Source organism: Cupriavidus taiwanensis (assembly GCF_900250075.1).
Taxonomy (GTDB): Bacteria; Pseudomonadota; Gammaproteobacteria; order Burkholderiales; family Burkholderiaceae; genus Cupriavidus; species Cupriavidus taiwanensis_C.
Window position 1 is genome coordinate 334680 of record NZ_LT977070.1, and the last position, 24580, is coordinate 359259.

At 68.3% G+C, this 24580-nt stretch carries 24 protein-coding genes; 16 read left to right on the plus strand and 8 right to left on the minus strand.

Annotated elements, in window-relative coordinates:
* A complete protein-coding gene (locus CBM2588_RS01490) occupies positions 1-444 on the plus strand; it encodes a helix-turn-helix domain-containing protein (protein ID WP_115679056.1) in 444 nt (147 codons plus the stop codon).
* A gap of 12 nt (positions 445-456) precedes the next feature.
* Here the strand turns inward: CBM2588_RS01490 and CBM2588_RS01495 are convergent, their stop codons facing one another.
* On the minus strand, positions 457-2256 hold the full coding sequence (locus CBM2588_RS01495; protein WP_115679057.1) for a methyl-accepting chemotaxis protein: 1800 nt from the start codon (positions 2254-2256) through the stop codon (positions 457-459).
* A 304-nt stretch (positions 2257-2560) separates the two neighbouring features.
* On the opposite strand from CBM2588_RS01495, the gene CBM2588_RS01500 reads away from it, so the two are divergent.
* The 6 genes from CBM2588_RS01500 (at position 2561) to CBM2588_RS01525 (ending at position 9432) form a co-directional block, all read left to right on the plus strand.
* Positions 2561-3763: a DUF4382 domain-containing protein gene (locus CBM2588_RS01500; RefSeq protein WP_115679058.1), complete on the plus strand. Its 1203-nt coding sequence runs from the start codon at positions 2561-2563 to the stop codon at positions 3761-3763.
* A 151-nt stretch (positions 3764-3914) separates the two neighbouring features.
* Positions 3915-4850 carry a DUF72 domain-containing protein gene (locus CBM2588_RS01505; protein ID WP_115679059.1) on the plus strand — a complete coding sequence of 312 codons (936 nt, stop codon included), beginning with the start codon at positions 3915-3917 and terminating at the stop codon, positions 4848-4850.
* A 22-nt stretch (positions 4851-4872) separates the two neighbouring features.
* On the plus strand, positions 4873-6282 hold the full coding sequence (gene dbpA / locus CBM2588_RS01510; protein WP_115679060.1) for an ATP-dependent RNA helicase DbpA: 1410 nt from the start codon (positions 4873-4875) through the stop codon (positions 6280-6282).
* Between the two features lie 155 nt (positions 6283-6437).
* A complete protein-coding gene (locus CBM2588_RS01515) occupies positions 6438-6878 on the plus strand; it encodes a CBS domain-containing protein (RefSeq protein ID WP_018006712.1) in 441 nt (146 codons plus the stop codon).
* Between the two features lie 359 nt (positions 6879-7237).
* On the plus strand, positions 7238-8728 hold the full coding sequence (locus CBM2588_RS01520) for an MDR family MFS transporter (protein ID WP_115679061.1): 1491 nt from the start codon (positions 7238-7240) through the stop codon (positions 8726-8728).
* 83 nt (positions 8729-8811) lie between these two features.
* Positions 8812-9432 (plus strand): glutathione peroxidase, encoded by a 621-nt coding sequence (locus tag CBM2588_RS01525; RefSeq protein WP_115679062.1) that lies wholly within the window; start codon positions 8812-8814, stop codon positions 9430-9432.
* A gap of 25 nt (positions 9433-9457) precedes the next feature.
* Here CBM2588_RS01525 and gstA read toward each other — a convergent pair whose 3' ends face one another.
* From gstA to CBM2588_RS01540, 3 genes are all read right to left on the minus strand, one after another.
* Positions 9458-10084 carry a glutathione transferase GstA gene (gene gstA, locus CBM2588_RS01530; RefSeq protein WP_115679063.1) on the minus strand — a complete coding sequence of 209 codons (627 nt, stop codon included), beginning with the start codon at positions 10082-10084 and terminating at the stop codon, positions 9458-9460.
* A 139-nt stretch (positions 10085-10223) separates the two neighbouring features.
* Positions 10224-10952, minus strand: coding sequence for a maleate cis-trans isomerase family protein (locus tag CBM2588_RS01535; RefSeq protein WP_115679064.1), 729 nt, complete (start codon positions 10950-10952; stop codon positions 10224-10226).
* A gap of 98 nt (positions 10953-11050) precedes the next feature.
* A complete protein-coding gene (locus CBM2588_RS01540; protein WP_115679065.1) occupies positions 11051-12349 on the minus strand; it encodes an MFS transporter in 1299 nt (432 codons plus the stop codon).
* A 42-nt stretch (positions 12350-12391) separates the two neighbouring features.
* On the opposite strand from CBM2588_RS01540, the gene CBM2588_RS01545 reads away from it, so the two are divergent.
* The 3 genes from CBM2588_RS01545 (at position 12392) to CBM2588_RS01555 (ending at position 15592) form a co-directional block, all read left to right on the plus strand.
* Complete coding sequence (locus tag CBM2588_RS01545) at positions 12392-13258, plus strand: GntR family transcriptional regulator (protein WP_231942087.1); 867 nt, start codon at positions 12392-12394, stop codon at positions 13256-13258.
* Between the two features lie 36 nt (positions 13259-13294).
* Positions 13295-14143, plus strand: a complete 849-nt coding sequence (locus tag CBM2588_RS01550) for a fumarylacetoacetate hydrolase family protein (RefSeq protein ID WP_115679067.1) — start codon at positions 13295-13297, stop codon at positions 14141-14143.
* A 204-nt stretch (positions 14144-14347) separates the two neighbouring features.
* Entirely contained in the window at positions 14348-15592 is a 1245-nt protein-coding gene (locus tag CBM2588_RS01555; RefSeq protein WP_115679068.1) for a M20 aminoacylase family protein, read from the plus strand.
* Between the two features lie 24 nt (positions 15593-15616).
* Here CBM2588_RS01555 and CBM2588_RS01560 read toward each other — a convergent pair whose 3' ends face one another.
* On the minus strand, positions 15617-16489 hold the full coding sequence (locus tag CBM2588_RS01560; protein ID WP_172583545.1) for an AraC family transcriptional regulator: 873 nt from the start codon (positions 16487-16489) through the stop codon (positions 15617-15619).
* A 127-nt stretch (positions 16490-16616) separates the two neighbouring features.
* Here CBM2588_RS01560 and CBM2588_RS01565 point away from each other — a divergent pair, with 127 nt between their 5' ends.
* Entirely contained in the window at positions 16617-17864 is a 1248-nt protein-coding gene (locus CBM2588_RS01565) for an MFS transporter (protein ID WP_172583546.1), read from the plus strand.
* Between the two features lie 21 nt (positions 17865-17885).
* Here the strand turns inward: CBM2588_RS01565 and CBM2588_RS01570 are convergent, their stop codons facing one another.
* On the minus strand, positions 17886-18437 hold the full coding sequence (locus CBM2588_RS01570) for a MarR family winged helix-turn-helix transcriptional regulator (protein ID WP_115679070.1): 552 nt from the start codon (positions 18435-18437) through the stop codon (positions 17886-17888).
* Between the two features lie 96 nt (positions 18438-18533).
* Between CBM2588_RS01570 and CBM2588_RS01575 the strand changes: the two genes are divergently transcribed.
* The 3 genes from CBM2588_RS01575 to CBM2588_RS01585 all read left to right on the plus strand — a co-directional run bounded on the left by CBM2588_RS01575 (position 18534) and on the right by CBM2588_RS01585 (position 20895).
* Complete coding sequence (locus CBM2588_RS01575; protein WP_115681358.1) at positions 18534-19445, plus strand: EamA family transporter; 912 nt, start codon at positions 18534-18536, stop codon at positions 19443-19445.
* Positions 19446-19542: 97 nt separating this feature from the next.
* Positions 19543-19806 carry a hypothetical protein gene (locus CBM2588_RS01580; protein WP_172583500.1) on the plus strand — a complete coding sequence of 88 codons (264 nt, stop codon included), beginning with the start codon at positions 19543-19545 and terminating at the stop codon, positions 19804-19806.
* Positions 19807-19905: 99 nt separating this feature from the next.
* A complete protein-coding gene (locus CBM2588_RS01585) occupies positions 19906-20895 on the plus strand; it encodes a Bug family tripartite tricarboxylate transporter substrate binding protein (protein ID WP_115679072.1) in 990 nt (329 codons plus the stop codon).
* A gap of 35 nt (positions 20896-20930) precedes the next feature.
* Here the strand turns inward: CBM2588_RS01585 and CBM2588_RS01590 are convergent, their stop codons facing one another.
* Positions 20931-21611, minus strand: coding sequence for a response regulator transcription factor (locus CBM2588_RS01590; protein ID WP_115679073.1), 681 nt, complete (start codon positions 21609-21611; stop codon positions 20931-20933).
* 231 nt (positions 21612-21842) lie between these two features.
* On the opposite strand from CBM2588_RS01590, the gene CBM2588_RS01595 reads away from it, so the two are divergent.
* Positions 21843-22571: a response regulator transcription factor gene (locus tag CBM2588_RS01595; protein WP_115681359.1), complete on the plus strand. Its 729-nt coding sequence runs from the start codon at positions 21843-21845 to the stop codon at positions 22569-22571.
* Complete coding sequence (locus tag CBM2588_RS01600) at positions 22568-23329, plus strand: HAMP domain-containing histidine kinase (RefSeq protein WP_115679074.1); 762 nt, start codon at positions 22568-22570, stop codon at positions 23327-23329. Before CBM2588_RS01595 ends, CBM2588_RS01600 begins: the two co-directional genes overlap by 4 nt.
* 51 nt (positions 23330-23380) lie before the next feature.
* On the opposite strand, the gene CBM2588_RS01605 is transcribed toward CBM2588_RS01600, so the two are convergent.
* Positions 23381-24460, minus strand: coding sequence for a porin (locus tag CBM2588_RS01605; protein WP_115679075.1), 1080 nt, complete (start codon positions 24458-24460; stop codon positions 23381-23383).
* Between the last annotated feature and the right edge of the window lie 120 nt (positions 24461-24580).

Here is a 24580-nt window from a genome sequence, read left to right on the forward strand (position 1 = left end):
GTGACAAGCCTGGATATTGCGGAAGTGGCCCGGCAGGCCGGTGTGCCGGCATCGACGCTGCGCTATTACGAGGAAAAGGGCCTGATCGCATCGATCGGCCGGCGCGGGATGCGGCGCGTATTCGATGCGGAGGTGCTGGAGCGGCTGGCGCTGATCGCGCTGGGGCGGGCGGCCGGCTTCTCGCTGGACGACATCGCGCGGATGTTTTCGCCGCAGGGCCAGCCGCGCATCGACCGGCAGATGCTGGCCGCCAAGGCGGACGAACTGGACCGGACCATCCGCAAGCTGACGGCGATGCGCGACGGGCTGCGGCATGCGGCGGTGTGTCCGGCGCCCAGCCATATGGAGTGCGCGACCTTCCGGAGGATCGTGAAGGCCGCGGGCACCGGGGCGATCGGCGGGCGGCGCGAGCGGGCGCCCGTGCCGCCGGGCAAATCGCGATGACGACCGGGAATCTCAGCCCAGCCTGAACTGCCCCACCGCCCCCGCAAGGCTCCCGGCCTGCGTCTGCAGCGCCGCGGCCGCCGCAGTCGACTGTTCCACCAGCGCCGCGTTCTGCTGCACCATCTGGTCCAGCTGGCTCACCGCCATATTCACCTCTTGAATGCCACGCGTCTGTTCCATCGTCGCGTGAGTGATCTCGTTGATAATCCCGGTCACTTTCGAGACGTTGCTGACGATCTCGCCCATGGTGTCCCCGGCGCGGCGGACCTGCTCGGAGCCCGAGGCGACGCTGCCCACGGTGGTTTCGATCAGGGTCTTGATCTCGCGCGCGGCCTGGGCGCTGCGCTGGGCCAGCGCGCGCACCTCGCCGGCAACCACGGCGAAGCCCCGGCCCTGGTCGCCGGCACGCGCGGCTTCGACGGCGGCGTTCAGCGCGAGGATGTTGGTCTGGAAGGCGATGCCCTCGATCACGCCGATGATGTCCGACACCTTGACCGACGCGGTCTCGATCTGCCCCATGGTGCTGATCACTTCGCCGATCACCACGCCGCCGTCGCCGGCCACGCGCGAGGCGGCGGCGACGGATTCGTTGGCATGCTGCGCCGAACTGGCCGATTGGCCGACGGTGGCGGTGATCTCTTCCATCGACGCGGCGGTCTGCTGCAGGCTGGCGGCGGCGGATTCGGTGCGGCGCGACAGGTCCATGTTGCCCGCGGCGATTTCATCGGCGGCGGCCCGCACCGATTCGCTGGCGTCGCGGATCTGGCGCATGATGGTGCAGAGCTTGTCGGCGAAGGTGTTGAAGGCGCGCGCGATCTGCGCGACCTCGTCGTTGCCGTGCGCGGGCAGGCGCTGGGTCAGGTCGCCGTCGCCGGAGCCGATCGCGTCCATGGCGTCGCGCACGGTGGACAGCCCGCGCAGCGACATCGTCGCCACGCCCCACACCACCGCCGAAGACACGCCGACGATCAGCACCAGCGCGATCACCGACGCGATCAGCACGGAGCGCATGCCGGCGGTGGCCTCGGCCTGGTCCAGCGCGACGATGACCAGCCAGTCGGTGCCGGGGATGGCGCGTGCGCCGAGCAGCTTGGTGCTGCCGTGCACCTCGACTTGCAGCGGCGTCTTCGCACCGGCCAGCGTGGCGAGCTTGTCGGCGCTCAGCGCCGGCACGAGTTCCGTGACCGGCTTGAGCGTGAGCTTGTCGTCGGTGTGGGCGACGATGTCGCCGTTCTGCGCCACCAGCATGCCGAAGCTGGCCGGCGACGGATGGATGGCCTTGACGTTGGCGATCACGGTATCCATCGCGACATCGCCGGAGACCACTGCCTGCACGGCGCCGTCGCGCATCACCGGCGCGGCGAACGCCACCACCAGCTTGCCGGTGCCGGCATCGACGTAAGGCGGCGTGACCACGGGTTTGCCGGCCGCCGCGGCCTGCCGGTACCACGGGCGGCCGGTAGGGTCGTAGCCGGGCGGGATGCCTTGCGGGTTGGAAAACTTCGCGGTCTTGTCGGCGTAGCCGACGTAGACGTTGGTGAAGCCCCCGGCCTGCGCGATCTGCCTGAGCGCAGCATCGGGTTCGGGCTGCAGCACGGCGTCCTGCAGCGACTCGATCATTCGGCTGTGCGAGGCCACCCAGTCGGCGATGGCGCTGGCATGGCCGCTTTGCACCGCGGCCAGGCTGCCGTCGATGGCGTCTTCATTATGGCGGTTGGCAACGAACTGGTTCAGTGCCGTGTTGATGGCGAGGGCGGCGACCACGATGGCGACGCACAGGGCCACGATCCGCGCGCGGATGGTAGTGAACATCAAGGGGGGATCCTTCGTAAGGAATCGTTGGGGGCGTTTGCAGGAATCTGCAGGGTGGGATTTCCACCCCCGCTGTATACGGAGCGCGACCGGCTGGACTTGAGCAATGTGATGCATTTGCTTGCGATCGCTGGAGTTGACCAAACAATGCAGCGAGATGGTTGCGATCGCTCAAGACCTCCTGATCGGTCATGCAGACAATGGGCCGGGACTTTTTCACAACGTATTACAAAGATTTACACCGCTTGTGCGAACCGCCACATATGCTGCGATCAACCCACAAACAATAAACGGAGAAATTACTGTGTCATTCCTTGTCAAGACTTCTGCACCGTTGCGCCTGCTTGCCCTGAGCAGCGTCCTTGCGCTGGCTGCCTGCGGCGGTGGCGGCGGCGACGATGGCCCGGGCCGCGGCACGCTGCAGGTATCGATGACCGATGCGCCGGCCTGCGGTTTCAGCAATGTGTTCGTGACCGTGAACAAGGTGCGCGTGCACAGCAGCGCCAGTGCCGAGGCCAGCGCGGGGGGCTGGGTCGATATCGACGTCGTGCCGGCGCGCAAGATCGACCTGCTGTCGCTGACCAACGGCGTGATGACGGTGCTGGGCCAGACCGCACTGCCGGCCGGCAACTACCAGCAGGTGCGCCTGGTGCTGGATGCCAACCGCGGTGGCGGTGCCTCGGCCCTGGCCAATTCCGTGGTCCCCGTCGGCGGCGTCGAGCAGCCGCTCGAGACGCCCAGCGCGGTCCAGTCGGGCATCAAGATCAATCGTCCGTTCACGGTGGCGCGCGACACGCTGACCGACCTGGTGCTGGACTTCGACGCCTGCAAGTCGGTGGTGACGCGCGGCAATGGCACCTATGGCCTGAAGCCGGTGGTGACCGCGATCCCGATGACCGTCAGCGGCGAAGTCAACGGCGTGGTGGCCGCGGCCCCCGGTGCGCGCGTCTATGCCGAGCGCAATGGCGTGGTGGTGAAGTCGACCGTGGCGGATGCCAACGGCAGCTTCCGCCTGTCGCCGATCGAGCAAAGCAGCACGGCCGGTCCGGTCGACGTGGTGGTGGTGCCGGGTGCGGCCAACGCCAAGGCGGCGGGCATCGTGCGCGGCGTGCCGGTGGTGGTGGGTACGCCCACGGCGATCTCGACCGCCGCGGCGCCGATGACGCTGCCGGCATCGACCTATCGCCGCGTCTCGGGCGCGGTGGCGCCGGCCTCGGCCGAAGCCACGCTGCGCGCGCTGCAGCTGGTCAATGGCGGTACCTTTGAAATCGCCGCGACCGCGGCCGCCAGCGATACCGGCGCCTACAGCCTGTTCGCGACCGAACCCGCGCTGCCGGTGGCCGCGCCGGTGATCGGCACCTACCAGGCCGCGCTGCCGATCCCGCTGTCGCCGGATGGCGCCGCGGCAGGCAAGTACAGCATCCAGGCCACCAGCGCCGCGGGTGCCGTGCAGACGCAGCCCGCGGACGTCAATATCGCGGACGTGCTGCTCAATTTCTCGTTCTGAACCCGGGGGATCGGGGAGCGGGCCGGAAGGGGGCATTGCCCTCTTCCGGTTTTTTTATGGGCGATGGATTTGGCCGCATCGCCACGGCGGCGTTACCGCATCGCGCGGTTTCCCGCTAGACTGCCAGTCTCGCGTCTCGGGAGACCGCGCCATGCCAGCACGCACCGCGGCGAAGGCCGCAGCAAAGCCTGCCGCAACCTCTGCGCCCCCGTCCAGGGCCCCGTCCAAAACCCCGTCGACCTCGCCATCGCGCAAGGCCGCCGCGTCGGCCGGGCTGGTGCGCGTCGGCATCGGCGGCTGGAACTACGCGCCGTGGCGCGACAACTTCTATCCCGCCAAATTGCCGCAGTCGCGCGAACTGGCCTACGCCAGCCGGCATCTCAGCGCGATCGAGATCAACAGCACCTATCACGGCACGCAGAAGCGCACCTCGTTTGCCAAGTGGCGCGACGAAACCCCGGATGACTTCGTCTTTGCGGTGAAGGCCTCGCGCTTTGCCACCAACCGCCGCGTGCTGGCGGAGTCCGGCGAGTCGATCGCGCGCTTTATCGACAGCGGCATTGCCGAGCTGGGCCGCAAGCTGGGGCCGGTGGTGTGGCAGTTCGCGCCGACCAAGCAGTTCGACGCGGAAGATTTCGAGGCCTTCCTGCAACTGCTGCCGGCCTCTGTCGAAGGCGTGACACTGCGCCACGTGCTGGAGGTGCGGCACGACAGTTTCAGGTCGCCGGACTACCTAAAGCTCGCGCGCAAGTACAAGGCCGCCACGGTCTTCACCGATGCGCAGAAATTCCCGTCGATGGCGGACCTGACCGCGGATTTTGTCTACGCGCGACTGATGGAAAGCAGCGCAAAGCTGAACACCGGCTATGGCCCGAAGGCGCTCGACGAGTGGGCCGCCCGCGCGCAGTCATGGGCGCAGGGCGCGCAGCCAGACGACCTGCCGCTGCTCGAAGAGCGCAAGCCCGCGGCACGCAGGCGCGAAGTCTTTATCTTCTTCATCAACGGTGCCAAGGAACGCGCGCCGGCCGCCGCGCAGGCGTTGCTGGAGCGGCTGGGCTGGGCGCCGCCCGCTGACGCGGATGCCTGACCCAGGCTCGCTATAATCCCGCATGAACTCTACCCCCGCCCAGCCGCCAGCCGGCCCCGCTTTCTCCACCCTGCCCTTGTCGCCCGCCATGCTCGCCACCCTGGCGCAGCTCGGCTATGACGAAATGACGCCGATCCAGGCGGCCAGCCTGCCGATCACATTGGCCGGCCATGACCTGGTGGCGCAGGCCAAGACCGGCAGCGGCAAGACCGCGGCGTTCGGGCTGGCGCTGCTGCACCGGCTCGATCCGCGCCGCTTCGACGTGCAGTCCATGGTGCTGTGCCCCACGCGCGAGCTGGCCGACCAGGTCACGCAGGAAATCCGCCGCCTGGCGCGCGCCGAAGAGAACGTCAAGGTGCTGACGCTGTGCGGCGGCGCGCCGATGCGCCCGCAGGTCGACAGCCTGATCCATGGCGCGCATATCGTGGTCGGCACGCCGGGCCGCATCCTGGACCATATCGATCGCGGCAGCCTGGATCTGTCGGCCATCAACACGCTGGTGCTGGACGAGGCCGACCGCATGCTCGACATGGGCTTCTTCGACGATATCGCCTATGTGGCGAGCCGCTGCCCCAGGGATCGGCAGACGCTGCTGTTTTCGGCGACCTACCCGCCCGGCATCGACAAGCTCAGCCACCGCTTCCTGCGCAGCCCGCAGTCGCTCAAGCTGGAGGCCACGCATGACAACAGCACCATCCGCCAGCGCTTCTACGAGGTGGAGGAAAGCGAGCGCCTGAACGCGGTGGGGCGGCTGCTGGACCACTTCCGCCCGGCCAGCACGCTGGCGTTCTGCAATACCAAGGCGCGCTGCCGCGACCTGGTGGAACTGCTGCGCGCGCAGGGCTACCAGGCGCTGGCGCTGCATGGCGAACTGGAGCAGCGCGAGCGCGACCAGGTGCTGGTGCAATTTGCCAACCGCAGCTGCTCGGTGCTGGTGGCCACCGACGTGGCGGCGCGCGGGCTCGATATCGCCCAGCTCGAGGCAGTGATCAATGTCGAGATCACGCCCGACCCGGAAGTCCACGTGCACCGCATCGGCCGCACCGGCCGTGCCGACCAGGAGGGCTGGGCCTTCAGCCTGGTCAGCATGGACGAGATGGGGCGCGTGGGCAACCTGGAGCAGCACCACGGCGGCGAGTTCGAATGGCACCCGCTGGCCGAGCTGACGCCGGCGAGCACCGAGCGCTTGCTGCCGCCGATGGTGACGCTGCAGATGCTGGGCGGGCGCAAGGAGAAGATCCGCCCGGGCGATATCCTGGGCGCGCTGACCGGCGAGGCCGGCTTTGCCAAGGAGCAGATCGGCAAGATCAACGTGCTGGAAATGTCCACCTATATCGCCGTGGAACGCAGCATCGGCCGCGAGGCGGTGAAGCGGCTCAACGCCGGCAAGGTCAAGGGCAAAAAGGTGAAGGTGCGGATGCTGACGGAGTAATGCGCGCGCCCGGTAGTGGGAGCGCCACACCCTTGCTTACAAAGATTAGCGTAAGTCACCCTGTAAGCCCGCGCGATCCTTTGCTACTCTGGTTCCATTGGCAGCAAGCCAGGTAGCGCCAGCCGCATGTTTTCTCGACGGAAAAGGAGTTGGTGATGAAAACCGCACGCCAGGTTCTGGAGTCCAAGCCGAGTCAGGCCATCTACAGCATTCCGCCCACGGCGTCCGTCTACGCCGCGCTGCAGCTGATGGCCGAGAAAGGCATCGGTGCGCTGCTGGTCATCGAGCATGGCGAGATCAAGGGCATCATCAGCGAGCGTGATTACGCGCGCAAGGTGATCCTGATGCAGCGCACCTCGCGCGAGACGCTGGTGCGCGACATCATGACCACCGCGGTCATCTACGTCAGCGCCAACCAGACCACCGACGAATGCATGGCGCTGATGACCCGGCACCGGCTGCGCCACCTGCCGGTGATGCAGGGCGACGAGCTGATCGGCATGCTGTCGATCGGCGACCTGGTCAAGGACATCATCTCCGAGCAGCAGTTCATCATCGAACAGCTGGAGCATTACATCACTGGCGGCGGTCGCTAGCGTTTGCATCCGCCTGAAGCAGGGCCGCCTTGCTGCGGCCTGCCTTGTTCCTTGCTTTCACGGCAAGGCAGCAGCGCCGCGCGCGGTCCTGCAGTCCATCCCGATCCTCCGCCAGCACGATATTCGTTGGCCGCATATAATTATGCGTTCGCTGAATTAGGCCACCCGCTCCGGCATCACGCCCCCCTCGCGCGGTTCCCGGCCGAGATTCCCTGCCTTTGACGTTGCTTTCGCCGCACATCGATGCGGCCTTGTGCTTGCCCATGTCTTCGCCCGCCTCCGCCGGTCCCGCCGCGTCCGCTGTCTCGTCCTCGCCCAACCTCGCATCCGCCCTGCCCGCGCATGACCATCGCGCGGTGATGCGCGTGATCGGCGGCATCGTGCTGTGCATCCTGCTGGCCGCGCTCGACCAGACCGTGGTGATCCCGGCGGTGCCGGCGATTGCCAATGACCTGAACGGCTTCGGCCACCTGTCGTGGATCGTCACGGCGTACCTGATCGTGTCGACGGTGACGACGCCGCTGTACGGCAAGCTGTCCGACAGCTTCGGGCGGCGGCGCCTGCTGATGGTGGCGATTACGCTGTTCATCGGCGCTTCGGTGGCGTGCGCGCTGGCGCAGACGCTGGGGCAGCTGATCCTGTTCCGCGCGCTGCAGGGCGTGGGCGGCGGCGGGCTGATGTCGCTGGCGCAGGCCGCCATCGCCGACGTGGTGGCGCCGCGGCAGCGCGGGCGCTACCAGGGCTACCTGGCCACGGTGTGGGCGGTGGCGTCGATCGCCGGGCCGCTGGTGGGCGGCTGGGTCTCGGACCACATGTCGTGGCGCTGGCTGTTCTGGGTCAACGTGCCGCTGGGCCTGCTGGCGATGTTCATGTGCTACCGCGGCCTGGCCATGCTGCCCGCGCGCGGCGGGCGTGCGCGCGTCGACTGGCTGGGCGCGCTGCTGCTGGCGGTGGCCATCGTCGCCTTCCTGCTGGCGATGAGCTGGGGCGGCGATGTCTACGACTGGCTCTCGCCCGAACTGGGCGCCCTGCTGCTGGCCGCCGTCGCGGCCGTGCTGCTGCTGACCTGGCAGGAGCGCCGCGCGGCCGACCCGATGCTGCCGCCGCGCCTGTTCGCCAATCGTGCCTATGTGCTGGGCGTGGCCGCGTCGGCGCTGGCCGCGCTCGACATCTTCCTGTGCATCTTCGCCCTGCCCCTGCACTTCCAGCTGGTGCGCGGCGCCGATGCGTCGACCTCCGGCCTGCTGGTGATGCCGTTCCTGCTGGCGACGGTGGCGGGCAACTTTATCGTGGCGTGGCTGGCGCCGCGCGTGGGCCGCCTGCGCGGCATCCTGAGCGCGGGCTATGTCGCCGGTGCGCTGGGCCTGATCGTGCTGGCGCTGGTGACCCCGGCGGTGCCGCTGGCCGTGGTGCTGGCGGCGATGACGCTGGCGGGCGTGGGCCTGGGCATCACCATGGTGGCAACGCTGATGAGCGTGCAGAACGCGCTGGAGCGCCGCGATACCGGCGCCGGCACCGGCGCGCTGCTGGTGCTGCGCTCGCTCGGCAGCGCGCTGGGCGGCGCGCTGGCCGGCACGCTGCTGACGCTGGAATTCCGCCAGGCGCTGGCGGCCACGGGGGTCACGCAAGCGCTGGACCTGGGCGCGCTGCGCCACGGCAGCGAGGCCTTCGCGCAGCTGTCGCCATCGGTGCGCGCGGTGCTGGCCGGCGGCGTCGAATCCGGCTTCCACCTGATCTTCGCGGTGGGTGCCGCGGCGGCGGTGCTGGCCTTGCTGATCGTGCGCCGCATGCCGGACGTGGAGCTGCGCAGCAGCGTCACCGAGCACGCCGCCACGCTGGCGATGGACTGACGCGCGGCCGCCTCCGGCTGCCCGCCATCGGCGTAGACTACGCGTACCCGAACCAGCGAGCCGACCACCGGAGCCCCGTTGTCATGAGCCGTCGCCCCCCGCCTTTGCGCCTGTCCGTTCCCCTGGCTGCCGCCCTTGCCGTGGCAGCCGCCAGCGCAGCCCTGTTGCCGGCGCCGTTGCGCGCTGCCGACAAGCCCGCCGTCCCCGTCGCCGCTAGCAGCTGCCCGGCATCGCTCAACTTCACCTTCCCACGCCTGCAGGACGATGCGCCACAGAACCTGTGCCAGTACGCTGGCAAGGTGGTGCTGGTGGTCAATACCGCGAGCTATTGCGGTTTCACGCCGCAGTACGAAGGGCTGGAGGCGCTGTACGCCAAGTACAACGCGCGCGGGCTGGTGGTGCTGGGTTTTCCGTCCAATGACTTCTCGCAGGAGCCGGGCTCGCAGAAGGAGATCGCGGACTTCTGCTACAACACCTACGGCGTCAAGTTCCCGATGCTGGGCAAATCGCATGTGCGCGGCAGCGACGCCAACCCGATGTACGCGCTGCTGGCAAAGCAGACCGGCACTACGCCGAAATGGAATTTCTACAAGTACCTGATCGGCCGCGACGGCAAGGTGGTGGCCAGCTACGGCAGCCGCACCACGCCGGACGACAAGGAACTGGTGGCGAAGATCGAATCGCTGCTCGCGGCGCCGCGCTGAGCAGCGATCCTCGGTGCGGCTGGGCTCAGTCGCGCACCAGCCCTTCGGCTCGCATTGCTTCCTGCACCGCGGGCCGCGCGCCCACGCGCGACAGGTATTGCTGCAGCGCCGGGTAGTCGTTCAGCGGCAGCCTGAGGATGCGGGCCCAGCCGACGATGGTGAAGCAGTACGCATCGGCCACCGTGAAGGTGTCGCCCGTCAGGTACTGGCGGGTTTGCAGGTGCTGGTCGAGTTCGGCAAAGCGGCGCTGCAGCTTGGCCTTGCACTCGTCCTGCGTGCTTTGCGCGGTTTCCTTGTGCCACAGCCACGGGCTGAAGACCTTGTGCAATTCCGTCGACACCAGCGTGATCCAGCCGGTGGCGTCAAGGCGCTCGCGGGTGCCGGCCGCGGGCAGCAGCGCGCGTTCGGGTACGAGGTCGGCAATGTACTGCAGCAGCGACGCCACCTCGGTATGGCGCGAGCCGTCGTCCAGCTGCAGCAGCGGCACGTAGCCGCGCGGGTTGATGGTGTAGTAGTCGTCGGTGCCGTGTTCCGGCACGGCCAGCTTGTGGGTGTGCAGGTCGACTTTGGCCAGCGTGACCGGCAGGCCGGCTTCGCGCAGGGCGATATGGACGGCCATCGAGCAGACGCCCGGTGTGTAATAGAGCTTCATCGCGATCCTGTAGTGGTTGCCTGGCCGCCACGCCATGCGGCGACCGTGGAGGCAGTCTAGGATCGGGGCCCTTATGCAGCAATGCGCGTCCGTGCGGACGCGCATTGCAGATCTGCACAGGGCCGACTGAGGTCCCGGCTTACTCGACTTCCCGGAACAGGCGGCCCCAGCCGCGCAGCTCGCGCGTATCCACGCCGCACAGGCGCAGCGACTTCCATACCACCGTGGAGATGGTGTCGTACAGCGGGATGCCGGTCTCGGCTTCCAGTTCTTCGGCCAGGTGCGCGGCGCGCAGGTTGGTGCAGAAGGTGGTGATGGCCTGCGGCTGGTGCTGCGCCAGCCCGCGCACCATCTCGCGGATGGTGTCTTCCTCGACCTCGGCGAAGCTGTAGTTCACGTGCAGGTCCAGGTGGCTCTCGGCCACGCAATGGAAGCCGCTGCGCTCATAGTTGGCGATGATGCGCTGCTGCACGTCATCGAGGTATGGCGTGGCCAGGCCGAAGTTGCGCGCGCCGGTCTTTTCCAGGATCTCGTTGAGCGCCAGCACCGAGGTCGTGGCCGGGATGCCGGTAGCTTCGGTGATCTGCCTGCACAGCGCTTCGTCCTTGTCGAAGCCGAGCCAGCCGGAAGAGGTGCCGTTCCAGGCGATGACGTCGACACGCGCGTCGGCCAGCAGGCTGGCGGCGGCCAGGATCTTGTCGAGGTTGAACTGGCCCAGGGCCTGGTCGCGCAGCGAGATCTCGGTGACGGTGAAGCGCGAGAAATGCGCGCTGACATGGGGCAGGCCGGCGACCATCGCGCTGGTGATGGGTTCGAGCGCGGTGTTGGAAGACGGCGTCAGCATGCCGAGTCGGATTTGCTTGGTCATTTTGCTCTTGTCTCAGGAGTGAGTGCGGGCGCCGGGACGTTGCCGGCGCCTGTCGCGGGATTTCTTGTGTTGGCGGAGCTCGGTGATCCGACGGGTCTTCAGACCGGGATCTTAGTCTCGTAGTCGATCGCGGTGGAAGCCAGCAGCAGGCCCACGCCGGCCGCGGCAAAGAACATCAGCGCCAGGAAGTACGAGCCGGTGAACTGCACGATCATGCCGACGATGATCGGCACCGAGATGCCGCCGATATTGCCGCCCAGGTTCATCACGCCACCCAGGAAGCCGACCTTGTTGCGCGTGCCCAGCATCGACGGCACGCACCAGAACAGGCCGCACCAGCGCAGGAAGAACAGCGTGGACGACAGCAGCACGACCACCACCAGCGGGTCGGTGACATAGGCCACCGAGAAGATCGACGCCGTCGCCACCACCGCGGCGATGCCGAACAGCGTGCGCATCACCACGTTGGGCCGGCCGCCGGCTTCCTTCCATTTGTCGGCGATCCAGCCGCCGATCAGTTCGCCGACGAAGCCGCTGAAGAAGATGATGAAGCTGGCGCCGCCCATCTGCTTGATGTCGAAGCCGTGCACCTTGTTCAGGTAGTTGGGCATCCAGGTCAGCAGCCCGTAGAACACGGTGTTGAAGCACATCCAGCCGATCGCCATGCACCACACCGAGCGGTACTTGAAGAAGTCGAGGGAGCGGCCCGACAGGTTGGCCGGCTCGGCGCGGTGTTCATTGGCCAGGGCGTCCTCGATGTAGCGGGCTTCCAGTTCGTTGACGCCGCGGTGCTCGCGCGGGGAATTGCGCACGTAGTACCAGGCCAGCACGCCGGCCAGTACCGTACCCACGCCGGCGACGATAAAGGCCAGCCGCCACGAGTCCAGCGCGGCGATCAGCCAGGTGATGATGATCGCGCCCAGGGCCGCGCCCAGCGGGGCGCCGCCGTCCAGCAGGGTGGCGCCGCGGCCGCGCTCGTTCTGCGTCATCCAGATCGCGTTGAGCTTGCCGCCGGCCGGGTAGATCGGCGCCTCGGCCGCGCCCAGGCCCAGGCGTGTCAGCAGCAGCTGCGTGGCGTTGGTGGTGAAGGCCGCCACGGCCTGGGCAATGCCCCAGAACACGGTGGCACACGCAATCACGATGCGCGGCTTGTACTTGTCGGCCAGCATGCCGCCCGGTACCTGCATCAGCGCGTAGGTCCAGAAGAAGGAGCTGAGGATCAGGCCCTGCATGGTGGGGCTGAGGTCGAACTCCTTGGCGATCAGCGGCATAGCCACCGACAGCGAGGCGCGATCGATGTAGTTGATCGCGATGAGAAACAGCATCATCAAGAAAATCTTCCAGCGCACCGAGGTCCTGGCCTCGGTCATCACTGTTGCCCGCGTTGTCGTCTGCATGACGGCGTCTCCTGTTTTCGTCCTTTGGTTGAGGCAGTTCTGATGGGGTGTCGCGCAACAGGCCGGAGTATAGGATACGTAATCTGTAATTACAACGCGCCTAACTCATTGATTTTACGATGTTGCGGATGCACAATTTCGGGGTGTGGTAGCCTTGCTGTGGTGCATTTCCCCAATTTGGTGACGTCTGTGACACAAACGCTTTCCCCTTCCGCGCGCCTGCGCACGCTCGGCATGTCGGCCGAGATCGCCGCGCGGCTGCGCACCATGATCGAAGAGGGCGAACTGCCGCCCGGCGCGCGCATCGACGAACGGGCCTTCTGCGAGACCTTCGATGTCTCGAAGACACCGCTGCGCGAGGCGCTGAAAGTGCTGGTGTCCGAGGGACTGGTGCTGCACCGGCAGTACATCGGCTACCGGGTGGCGCCGCTGGACCTGGAAGAACTGCGCGCCACCTTCGAAACCCTGCACGGGCTGGAGGCGCTGGCGGGCGAGCTGGCGGCGCAGCGGCTGGGCGCGGCGGCGATGGCCAAGCTGGAGCGGCGCCACCAGGCCATGATCGATGCCCACACGGCCGGCCGGCGCACCGACTATTTCCGCATCAACCAGGAGATCCACCAGCTCATCATCGACGGCGCCGCCAACCCGGTGCTGGCCGGCGTCTACGCCACGCTGATGAGCAAGGTGCACCGCGCCCGCGGCGCCGCCAACGCCGATACCCTGCGCTGGCAGGAGTCGCACGAGGAACACGAGGCCATCATGGCCGCGCTGCGCGAACCCGGCCGGCCGCGGCTGGCGCAGGTGCTGCGCAGCCATTCGGAGAACACCGCGCGGGAAGTGCTGACCGTGGTGGCGCAGACGCTGGCCGAAGGCAATGCGCGCAACGGCGCGCTCAAGCAATCTGCCTGAACCCCTTCCAAGAACACACACCACCCAACGACGACGATGAAACTGGTTCGAGTAGGCAACCCCGGCGCGGAGCGCCCCGGCATGATCGATGAGGCAGGCCGCGTGCGCGATCTTTCCGCCGTGATCCACGATGTCGATGCGGCGCAGTTGGCGCCGGCCGCGCTGCAGTCGCTGGCCCAGGTCGATCCGCACACCCTGCCGGTCATCGAAGGCGCGCGCTTTGGCGTGCCCTGGACCGGTATCGGCAAGATCGTGGCGATCGGCCTGAACTATGCCGACCACGCCGCCGAAGCCGGCATGCCGCTGCCGGCCGAGCCGATCGTATTCCTGAAGGCCAACAGCTCGCTCAATGGTCCCAACGATGCGGTGATGCTGCCGTTCGGCTCGCACAAGACCGACTGGGAAGTGGAGCTGGGCGTGATCATCGGCACTACTGCGCGCAATGTTTCGCGCGAGCAGGCGCTGGAGCATGTGGCCGGCTACTGCGTGGTCAACGATGTCTCCGAGCGCGAGTTCCAGATCGAGCGCGGCGGCACCTGGGACAAGGGCAAGGGCTGCGACACCTTCTGCCCGGCCGGCCCGTGGCTGGTGACCCGCGACGAAGTGCCGGACCCGCAGGCGCTGGGCCTGTGGCTGGAGGTCAACGGCGAGCGCGTGCAGCAGGGCACCACCGCGACCATGGTGTTCGACGTGGCCACGCTGGTCAGCTATGTCAGCCGCTTCATGACGCTGCTGCCAGGCGACCTGATCGCGACCGGCACCCCGCCCGGCGTGGGCATGGGCTTCAAGCCGCCGCGCTTCCTGAAAGCCGGCGACACCATGCGCCTGGGCGTGGATAAGCTGGGCGAGCAGGTGCAGCCGGTGGTGGCGTACGGCGAGCGCTGAAGGGGACTGCCGAAAGGGTTCCCCAGCGATACGCTTTCATACAAAGCGTTGGGTTTCCACACAAAGCGTACGATTAGGGCAACAGATCTGGCGCAGAAAGCGGCCCGATTACATGGTTTTACAGGAAATACCGGGCCTGACGTTTCGCTCGCCTTTTCTGCGTGAAATACTGGTTATACAGGTTTCGCCAGAGAGCAAAACGTCATGTCTGAGCACGCCCCCGAAATCGAGTCTTACCTCGGCGCCACCCTCCAGTCCCCCGCGTCACCGCTGAAGCATCGATACTGCGCGCTGGCCGATACCCTCGACAGCCGCGCCGAACTCGAAGCGATCCGGCGCAATATCCACCAGCACCCCGAACTGGCCTTCGACGAGGTCCGCACGGCCGGCCTGGTCGCCACCTTGCTGGAAGGCTGGGGCTACGCGGTCACGCGCGGTGTGGGCGGGACCGGGGTGGTGGGGACCTTGCGCTGCGGCGAAAGTGGCCACAGCGTGGGCATCCGCGCCGACATGGACGCGCTGCCGATCCACGAGCGCACCGCGCTGCCGTACGCCAGCGTCAACGCGGGCCGCATGCACGCCTGCGGCCACGATGGCCACACCGCGATCCTGCTCGGCGCGGCCAGGCAACTGGCGCGCACGCGCAATTTCAACGGCACCGTGCACCTGATCTTCCAGCCGGCCGAGGAAATCGGCGCCGGCGGCGGTGCCGAGCGCATGCTGGCCGACGGGCTGTTCGAGCGCTTTCCGTGCGATGCCATCTTCGGCCTGCATAACCATCCAGGCGTGGAGCAAGGCACATTCCTGTTCCGTTCCGGTCCGTTCATGGCGGCGTGCGACACCGTCACCATCACCATCCGCGGCAAGGGCGGCCACGCCGCGCGACCGCACCAGTCGGTCGATCCGATCCTGGTGGCAGGCAGCCTGGTGATGGCGCTGCAGTCGGTGGTGTCGCGCTATGTCGATCCGAACGAGACCGCCGTGGTGACGATCGGCACGCTGCACGCCGGCCACGCCCCCAACGTGATCCCCGACCATGCGCGCATGGAACTCAGCGTGCGCTCGTTCAGCCCCGACGTGCGCGCCGCGCTGGAGCACCGCATCCGCCAGCTTGCCACGGCGCATGCCGAAGGCTACGGCGCGGTGGCAGAGATCGATTACGTGCGCGGCTACCCGGTGCTGGTCAACAGCGAGCGCGAGACCGAGTTCGCGCGGCAGGTGGCCGAGGAACTGGTCGGCCCCGGCAAGGTAGTGGACCAGGCCGCGCGCATTGCCGGCAGCGAGGACTTTGCCTACTTCCTGCAACAGCGCCCCGGCTGCTTCGTGCGGCTGGGCAACGGCGCCAACCAGCCGCTGCTGCACAACGCCGGCTATGACTTCAACGACGACAACCTGACCGTCGGCGCGGCCTACTGGACCCGGCTGGTGGAGCGCTACCTGGGCAACTGAGCGCGGCTTCCTCGCTCCAGGGCCTCAACGGAAGAACGCGCTCGGCGGCACGCCGAACTGCCGCCGGAACATGGTCGCGAACGCGCTCGGGCTGTCGTAGCCCAGGTCCAGCGCCACATCCACCACCTTGCTGCCGGCCGCCAGCTTTTCCAGTGCGGCCAGCAGGCGCGCCTGCTGGCGCCATTGGCCGAAGGTCATGCCGGTTTCGCGTGCAAAGCGGCGCTGGATGGTTTTGGGATCCAGTCCCAGCCGCATGCCCCAGTCCGCCAGGGTCAGCGCGGTGTCGGGCGCCTCGGCGATGGCCTCGCAGATCTGCCGCAGGCTGGCATCGGCCGGGCGCGGCAGGTGCAGCGGCAGCGACGGCACCAGCATCACTTCATCGAGCAGCAGCCGCATCAGGCGCGCATCGCGCGTGTCGGGCGCGTAGGGCAAGGCGATCTCCACCGCGGCCAGGATCAGCTCGCGCAGCAGCGGCGAGATGCCCAGCACCGTGCAGCGCTGCGGCAGGTCGGGCGCTGCATCGGGGCGGATATAGGCGGTGCGCATCTGCACCCGCCCGACCATGCGGATCCAGTGCGTGGTGCCGCCCGGCATCCACATGCCGCGCGTGGGCGGCACGATCCACTGGCCTTCGGCGGTGGCCACCACCATCACCCCATGCACGGCGTGAATCAGCTGCGCATGCGGATGCTGGTGCCGCTGGGTCACGTGCCCCGGCAGGTAGTCGGCCGCCATCGCCGTGACCGGCAGCGGGCTGCGGTCGAAGCGGACATAGGCCGGCGCATCGGCGTAGGTATCGCCCAGCGCCAGCGTCTCGGGGGTGGGATCGGGCAACGGCTGCCGCGAGCGGGGGCCGGCGGAGGCCGAGGCGGAACGGGGGCGGGAGGCGCGCGCCATGTCCTTTTCTCCAAGGTTGCGGACCTATTCTCGCAGGACAGGCGCCGGCACGCCAGCTAGCATCGGTGCTCAGATCCTTCCCGGCCGGCGCCCCCGCTGGCCGCTTTCCGTTTGTCGAGAGCCGCCAATGAGCACAACCATCGACTCCGCGCCGGCTGGCGCAGCCCCCGCGACCCCCTCGCTTGCTCCGTCCCCGCAGGCGGAACGCACCGGCTTCCGCGTGCTGTCCGCGATCAGCTTCGCCCACTTTCTCAACGACATGATCCAGTCGTTGATCCTGGCGATCTATCCGATGCTGAAGGGCGGCTTCAACCTCAGCTTCACCCAGATCGGGCTGCTGACCATGACCTACCAGGTCACCGCGTCGCTGCTGCAGCCGGTGGTGGGGCTGTACACCGACAAGCATCCCAAGCCGCATTCGCTGGCCGTGGCGATGGCCTTTACGCTGGCCGGCCTGCTGCTGCTGTCAGTGGCGCCCAGCTATGGCGTGCTGCTGGTGGCCGCGGCGCTGGTCGGCACGGGTTCGTCGATCTTCCACCCGGAGTCGTCGCGCGTGGCGCGCATGGCGTCGGGCGGGCAGCACGGGCTGGCGCAGTCGATCTTCCAGGTCGGGGGCAACGGCGGCAGCGCCATGGGCCCGCTGCTGGCGGCGTTGATCGTGCACCAGCAGGCCAGCCTGGCGTGGTTCTCGCTGGCGGCGCTGGTGGGCATCGTGGTGCTGTGGCGCATCGGCGGCTGGTACGCGCGCCAGTTGGCGCAGGGCGCGCGCAAGCGCAAGGCCCCTGGCGCCTCGGCCAGCCCGGTGGCGACGCGCGTGGTGGTGCGGGCCATGGTGGTGCTGATGGTGCTGGTGTTCTCCAAGTACTTCTACATGGCCAGCCTGACCTCGTACTACACCTTCTACCTGATGGAGCGCTTCGCGCTGGCGCGCCAGGACGCGCAGCTGCACCTGTTCCTGTTCCTGTTCGCGGTCGCCGCCGGCACCATCCTGGGCGGCCCGATCGGCGACCGCATCGGCCGCAAGCGCGTGATCTGGGCCTCGATCCTGGGCGTGGCGCCGTTCACGCTGCTGCTGCCGCACGTGGGCCTGTTCTGGACCACGGTGCTGACCTTCATCATCGGCTTTATCCTGGCCTCGGCGTTCTCGGCGATCCTGGTGTTCGCGCAGGAGCTGATCCCGGGCAAGGTCGGCATGGTCTCGGGGCTGTTCTTCGGCTTTGCCTTCGGCATGGGCGGCATCGGCGCCGCGGTGCTGGGCGGCATGGCCGATACGCACGGCATCCGTGCGGTGTACGAGTACTGCGCCTACCTGCCGCTGCTGGGGCTGCTGACGGTATTCCTGCCGGACCTGCGCGAACGCCCGCAGCGCGCTTGAAGCGCAGCTCAGTCGACTAATTCAGTCGCCCGACTTGCCTTCGCCGCCATCGCCCGATGGCGGCTCGAACATGCGCAGCCAGCGGCGCAGCAGCGCGGCCAGCTGCGCGCGCTCCGTCGCGGTCAGCCCTTCCAGCAGGCGGTGCTCGTTGGCCACGTGCAGCTCCACCGCGTGGTCGACGCGCTCGCGGCCGGCGTCGGTCAGCGCCACCAGCAGTCCGCGCCGGTCTTCCGGATTGGGCTCGCGCCGTACCAGCCCGGCCCGCTCGAGGTGGTCGAGCCGGTTGGTCATGGTGCCCGACGTGATCATCAGCGAACCGATCAGCGCGCCCGGCGACAGCGCATAGGGCGGCCCGGCACGCCGCAGCGTCGCCAGCACATCGAACTCCCACGGCTGCAGCCCGGTCGCGCCCAGCGCGGCCTCGATCGCCCGGCCGGTATGGCGATTGAGCCGGCCCAGCCGCCCCAGGATGCCCATCGGCGAGGCATCGAGATCGGGCCGTTCGCGCGCCCATTGGGCGAGGATGCCGTCGACATGGTCGGGCGCGTCTTCGGGTTTGCGGCGGGCGGTCATCAGGGCAGGGGATACAGGTGCAAGGGTGAGCGAAGTATCTTGACATCAACCGATCGCCTTCGTAAAGTGATTTATCTTGACATCAAGAATATCGACATGAAGGCGAACAGCGTTTCGACGACTGCGGCGGCCGGTGTGGGGTTGCGGGATATCCTGCTGACCGGCCTGGCCCCCGCGATCTGGGGCAGCACGTATCTGGTGACGAGTCAGTGGCTGCCGCCTGGGCAGCCCTTGCTTTCCGGCGTGATCCGGGCGCTGCCGGCCGGCCTGGCGATGCTCGCCATCGGCCGGCAACTGCCGCAGGGCGGGTGGTGGTGGCGCGCGGCGGTACTGGGCGTGCTCAATATCGGCTTCTTCCAGGCGATGCTGTTCATCGCCGCCTACCGCCTGCCGGGCGGCGTGGCGGCCACGGTCGGGGCGATCCAGCCGCTGATCGTGGTGGTGCTGGCGTGGGCCTGGCTGGGCGCGCGGCCGCGCCCCGCCGCGTGGATGGCCGGCGCGGGCGGGCTGCTCGGCGTGGCGCTGCTGGTGCTCGGACCGGCCGCCCGGCTGGATGCCGTCGGCGTCGCTGCGGCGGCTGCGGGAGCGGTGTCGATGGCGGTGGGCACGGTGCTGACGCGGCACTGGCGGCCGCCGGTCTCGCCGCTGGTGCTGACGGCATGGCAGTTGTGCGCAGGCGGGCTGTTCCTGCTGCCGTTCGCGCTGGTGCTGGAACCGCTGCCGGGTCATTTCACGCTGGTCAACTGGCTGGGCTACGCGTGGCTCAGCATCGTCGGCGCCGGTTTCAGCTACGCGCTGTGGTTTCGCGGGGTAGGGCGCATGGCGCCGGCGGCGGTGGCGGCGCTGGGCCTGCTCAGTCCGGTCAGCGCCACCGTGCTCGGCTTCCTGGTGCTGGGGCAGGCACTGACCGCGGTGCAGGCGGCCGGCGCGCTGCTGGTGCTGGGCAGCGTGTGGCTTGGCCAGCGCGCGGCGGCGCCAGCCACGGTGGCGCGCACGCAGGCGGCCTGATGTCATCCGCGAAGGGTGCTGCTGTCGCGCGGAATTTTGCGGCATCATGGCGGGCACTCAAGACAGACCTGCCCCGTTTCCGCCGACGCCGCCGACGATGCCAGCCGCCCCAGACCCTTCCGCCCCCGCCACGCCGCCCTGCGAGCGCTGCCTGGCGCTGGCCGACGATCCGCGCCGGCGCGAGCCGCCCGCCTGCCTTGCGCTGCGCGGCACGGCCCCGGTAGTCACCCAGAGTGCCGCCGGAGTGCCGTACAGCATGTTGTCGTTCTGCTGCCGCGACTGCGGCACGGGCTGGCGGCTCTATGATCGCGCCAACGAGCTGTTCGTCTCGTGGGTGCCGGAGCGGCCGCTGGAGCGCTGAACGCGCCGCATGATCGGCTAAGATAGCGGCTGTTCCGCGCCGCGCCGGCCCGTTGCCGCCGCGCGGCCGCTTCCGTCGAATCTCTCCCGCTTTCCCATCATGGCCTTCCCCTTCCGCCCGTCGCTGCTGGCCGCAGCGTGCGTCTTCGCTGGCACCGCACTGACCCACGTTACGGCCGCCGCGGCCGACGCCTATCCCAGCCGCCCGATCCGCCTGATCGTCGCCTATCCCACCGGCGGCATCAGCGACACCGTCGCGCGCGCGCTCGGCGAGCGCCTGTCGGCGCAGATGGGCAACTCGGTGGTGGTCGAGAACAAGGCCGGCGCGGGCGGCAGCATCGGCATCGATGCGGTGGCCAAGGCAGCGCCGGACGGCTACACGCTCGGCTTCGCCGCCACCAGCCCGCTGACGCTGAATCCGTATGTCGGCCGCGTCAACTACGATCCGCAGAAGGACGTGGCGCCGGTGATGAGCGTGATGTACTCGCCGGTGCTGGTGGTCGCGACTTCCGCGTTCAGCGGCAAGAGCTTTGCCGACGTGGTCGGCCAGGCCAGCACCAAACCGGGTTCGGTACGCTGGGCCACGTCGGGCCTGGGCACGGTCGGCCATGTGGTGCTGGAACAGGTCAAGCAGAAATCGAAGGCCGACATCGTGCTGATCCCGTACAAGGGCGCGGGCCAGCAGATGAACGATGCGCTCGGCGGCCAGTTCGAGGTGATGAGCACCAACGCCAGCCCGGTGCTGAGCCAGCATATGCAGGCGGGCCGCCTGCGCGCGCTGGCGGTGGGCGCGCCCAAGCGCCTGGAGAGCCTGCCCGCCGTGCCGACGCTGGCCGAGCTGGGCTACCCCAAGGCCAACCTGACCTCCACCTTCGGTGTGTTCGCGCCGGGCAAGACTCCCGCGGCCATCATCAACCGGCTGAACGCCGAGCTGAACAAGGCGCTGGCCGAGCCGGAAGTGCATGAGCGCCTGCTCAAGGGCGGCGAAGTGCCGACCGGCGGCACGCCGGCGCAGTTTGCCAAGGCCATCCGCGAAGAATCCGCGGAGAACGCCCGCATCGTCAGGGAAGCCGGCATCAAGGCTGACTGAATCACCCAGCCCGGCGTGCCGGCGCCGCAGAAGCGCTAGGCCGCATCGAGCCGGCTGCCCAGCCCGTACACCGACGACAGCCGCACGCCGTTGTGCGGCCACAGCGCCAGCTTGGTGCGCACGCGCGACAGGTGGCTGTCCACCGTGCGCGAAGCGGCGTCCATGTGGTAGCGCCAGACCTGGTCGACCATGGTCTGGCGCAGCACCAGCGAGCCCAGGTTGCGGAACAGCAGCACCGCCAGGTCGAATTCCTTCGGAGCCAGCAGCACCGGCTTGCCCTGCACCCACACCTGCCGCTCGGCGGTGGCAAAGCGGAACGGCCCGTGTTCCAGGTCGCAATCCGCGCTCGCCGGCCGCGCGCGGCGCAGCAGCGCCAGCACGCGCGCGGCCAGTTCCGCGGTGCGCAGCGGCTTGGGCACGTAGCTGTCCGCGCCCTGCGCCAGGCAGGCCGCGACAAAGCCTTCTTCGTTAGAGGTTCCGGTCAGCATCACCGGCATCTCGGGGCCCAGCATGCGGCGCACCCACGCCAGTACTTCCAATGCCGGCAGGCCCGGCGTATCGCAATCCAGCATCAGCAGGTCGAACGATCTGCCGCGCAGCGCGCCGATCACGGCGCGCCCGCTGAGGTAGCGCGTGCACTGGTGGCCGTTCAGGCGCAGGGTCTGTTCGATGCTGACGGCGAGGGTGGGGTCCGCCTGCAGCGCGGCGATCTTCACGGACGTGGCTCCTGTGCGCGGACGCACCGCAGTGCGCCGCCGGGATGGACACAGCTCGACAAACAGGTTGTGCGGGCACGGGTCGCACCGCAGCGAAGCCCATGGTAGGAGCGGCCCGCTGAGGCGAGAAGTAAAAGATTGTTGAAAGGCGAGATTGAGCGCTTTCCTATTCGGGCGGGCCGCTACACCGGATTAAATGTCCCGCTGATGGCCAGCTACGTCGGAGGCAACATGGGAAAGAAAACGGCACCGCGCATTGCATCGCTCGAGGACGCGCCCGCGGATGCGGCGCTGATCCGCCAGGTCGTCGCCAGCGCGGGATTCGAATGCGTCAGCTTCAGCGAAAGCCGGCGCCTGCTGCTGGCGCTGCGCGACGCCGGCTTCGACCTGCTGCTGCTGGACTGGCAGATGCCGGACCTGTCCGGGCGCGAGGTGCTGGCCTGGGTGCGCACCCACCTGGACCGGCGCATCCCGGTCATGTTCCTGAGCTGCCGCGATGCCGAGCACGACATCGTCAGCGCGCTCGCCGCGGGCGCCGATGACTACATGGTCAAGCCGATCCGTCCGGCCGAGCTGGCCGCACGCATCGAATGCCTGCTGCGGCGCGCGTATCCCGCGCAGGCGTCGCCGCACGCGCCGCTGCGATTGGGCGACTACGCCTTCGACTGCGCGTTGCGCCGGGTCACCTGCAACGGGCAGCCGATCGGCCTGACGCCCAAGGAGTTCGATCTTGCGGTGCTGCTGTTCCGCCACGAGGGACGCATCGTCACGCGCGACCACATCACCGCCGCGGTCTGGGGCCGCGAGATCTCGCCGATGTCGCGCACCATCGATACCCACGTGTCGCGCGTGCGCAGCAAGCTCGGGCTGCAGGCCGGGCGCGGCATGCGGCTGACCCCGGTCTATACGCACGGGTACCGGCTTGAGCGCCTGGCACACGCCGAGCGGGCCGCCGCATGACGGCGCGCCCGCTGCGCCTTGCGCTGCTTGCCGCGGCGTGGTGTCTGGGCGGCTGCTGGCTGGCGCGACGCAGCCGCAGCGGAGCTGCGGTGCAGGCGCCGGCAGGCGGCTGCGACGTGCGCGATCCGGCCGCCGTGCACGACATGCTGCTGCATGCGCTGGGCCACGACCTGCGCGAGCCCAATGCCTCGCTGCTGGCGTGGCTGGCGCTGCGCCAGACCCGGTCGCAGGCCGATGCGGCGCTGCTGGCGCAGGTGGACGGCCATGCGCGCCGCTCGCTGCGCCATATCGACGACCTGAACCGGCTGCTGCGCGAAACGCGGCATGCCTATCGGATGCGGCGGCTCGCCATGGACACTTTGCTCGATGAAGCGCTCGACCGGGTCTGGACCGAGGCCGGCGCGGCCGGCATCCGGCTCGAACGCCCGGCCGGGCGCCTGCCGCGCATCGGCGGCGACGCGGGGATGCTCGCCGGCACGCTGCAATGGCTGCTGGCGAGCGCCATCGCGGCGGCGGCGCATGGCACGGCCTTGCGCACCGCGTGCCGCGGCCATGCCGGCGGCGTGGCGCTGTCGATCGTGTTCCAGCCCGCCGATGACGCAGCCGCATCGCAACTGGCCCGGCCCGGACCGGCGCTGCTGTGCGCGCAGCGCGTGGTGGCGCGCCATGGCGGTCTGCTGGTGCCGCTGCAGCCGATGCAGGGCGAAGCCGCGCAGGCCGGCTGGTACCTGTGGCTGCGGCGCCGGCCGCGCCCATGAAAAAAGGCACCCGAAGGTGCCTTTTGCCAGTGACTGCCAATCAGGTATCGATCAGAAGATGTGGCGGATACCGACGGCAGCGCCGGTCTGGTTGTTACGGCCAGGCATTTCGGTGATGGTGCCGCCCGAAACCTTGTTGAAGTCAACCGTGCCGTAGACCTGGGTGCGCTTGGACAGCGAGTACTCGGCCAGCAGCACGCCGGTGTAGCGGCGGCCGTTGTTGTCGTTCACGCCGTTGACGTTTTCGACGTAGTCGCCGTAGAACACGCCGGTCAGGGCCAGCGCCGGGGTGGCCTGGTAGGTCACGCCGATGTAGCCGATGGTGTCCTTGCGCGGGTTGGCTGCAGCGTTGCCGCCAGCCGGGATCGGGTTCAGCGTGGCGCCGCCCGTGAAGTTCAGCGAGGCATCCACCGAACCGGTGCGGTCCTTGCCGCCGATGTAACCCAGGAACACCTTGGCCGGCCCGATCGAGTACTTACCGGCAGCGCCCCACATCTGCTGCTTCTCGCCGGTGAGATTACGCACTTCCTGGTACACGCCGCCGATGCCGAACGGACCGAAGGTGTACGCGGCGCGAGCGCCCCAGTACTGGTTCTGGCTCATGCTGCCAGCCTGCTCACCGAAGCCGTAGCTGGCGCCGACGTCCAGGCCGCCGAACTTGCCGCCGTAGCTGACGACGTTGTCGTTACGGAAGTTGGTCAGGAAGAACGGCCAGGCGTTGTTGGTGTAGTTGCCGATGGTCAGCGGATCGTAGTCGCCGAAGAAGTTAAAGCCTTCGGTGTACTGGCGGCCCAGCTTGATCGTGCCGAAGTCACCGCTCAGGCCCACGTAGGCCTGACGACCGAACAGGCGGCCATTCTGGTTGGCGCGGCCGGTGTCCGGATCAAAGCCATTTTCCAGCTGGAAGATCGCCTTCAGGTTGTTGCCCAGGGCTTCGCTGCCCTTGATGCCCCAGCGGCTGTTGGTGACGGCGCCGTTGGTCAGTTCCCACGAGTTGTCATTGTTGGCGTTCGCGTTCGTCTGGAAGCGGATGCTCTGGTCGACGATGCCGTACAGGGTGACGGAGGATTGTGCGAAAGCCGAACCTGCCAACAGGCTGCCGGCTGCGAGGACGATGGCCGATTTCTTCATGGTGCTCCTTTTCTGTCTTGTACTGTGCCCTTCGCCGGATCACGGCGGGGATAAGGTCTACGTTTCCTGTAAACGCCGCGAAAATTTAACAAAACGTAAGGAACAAGGACACAAAACTCC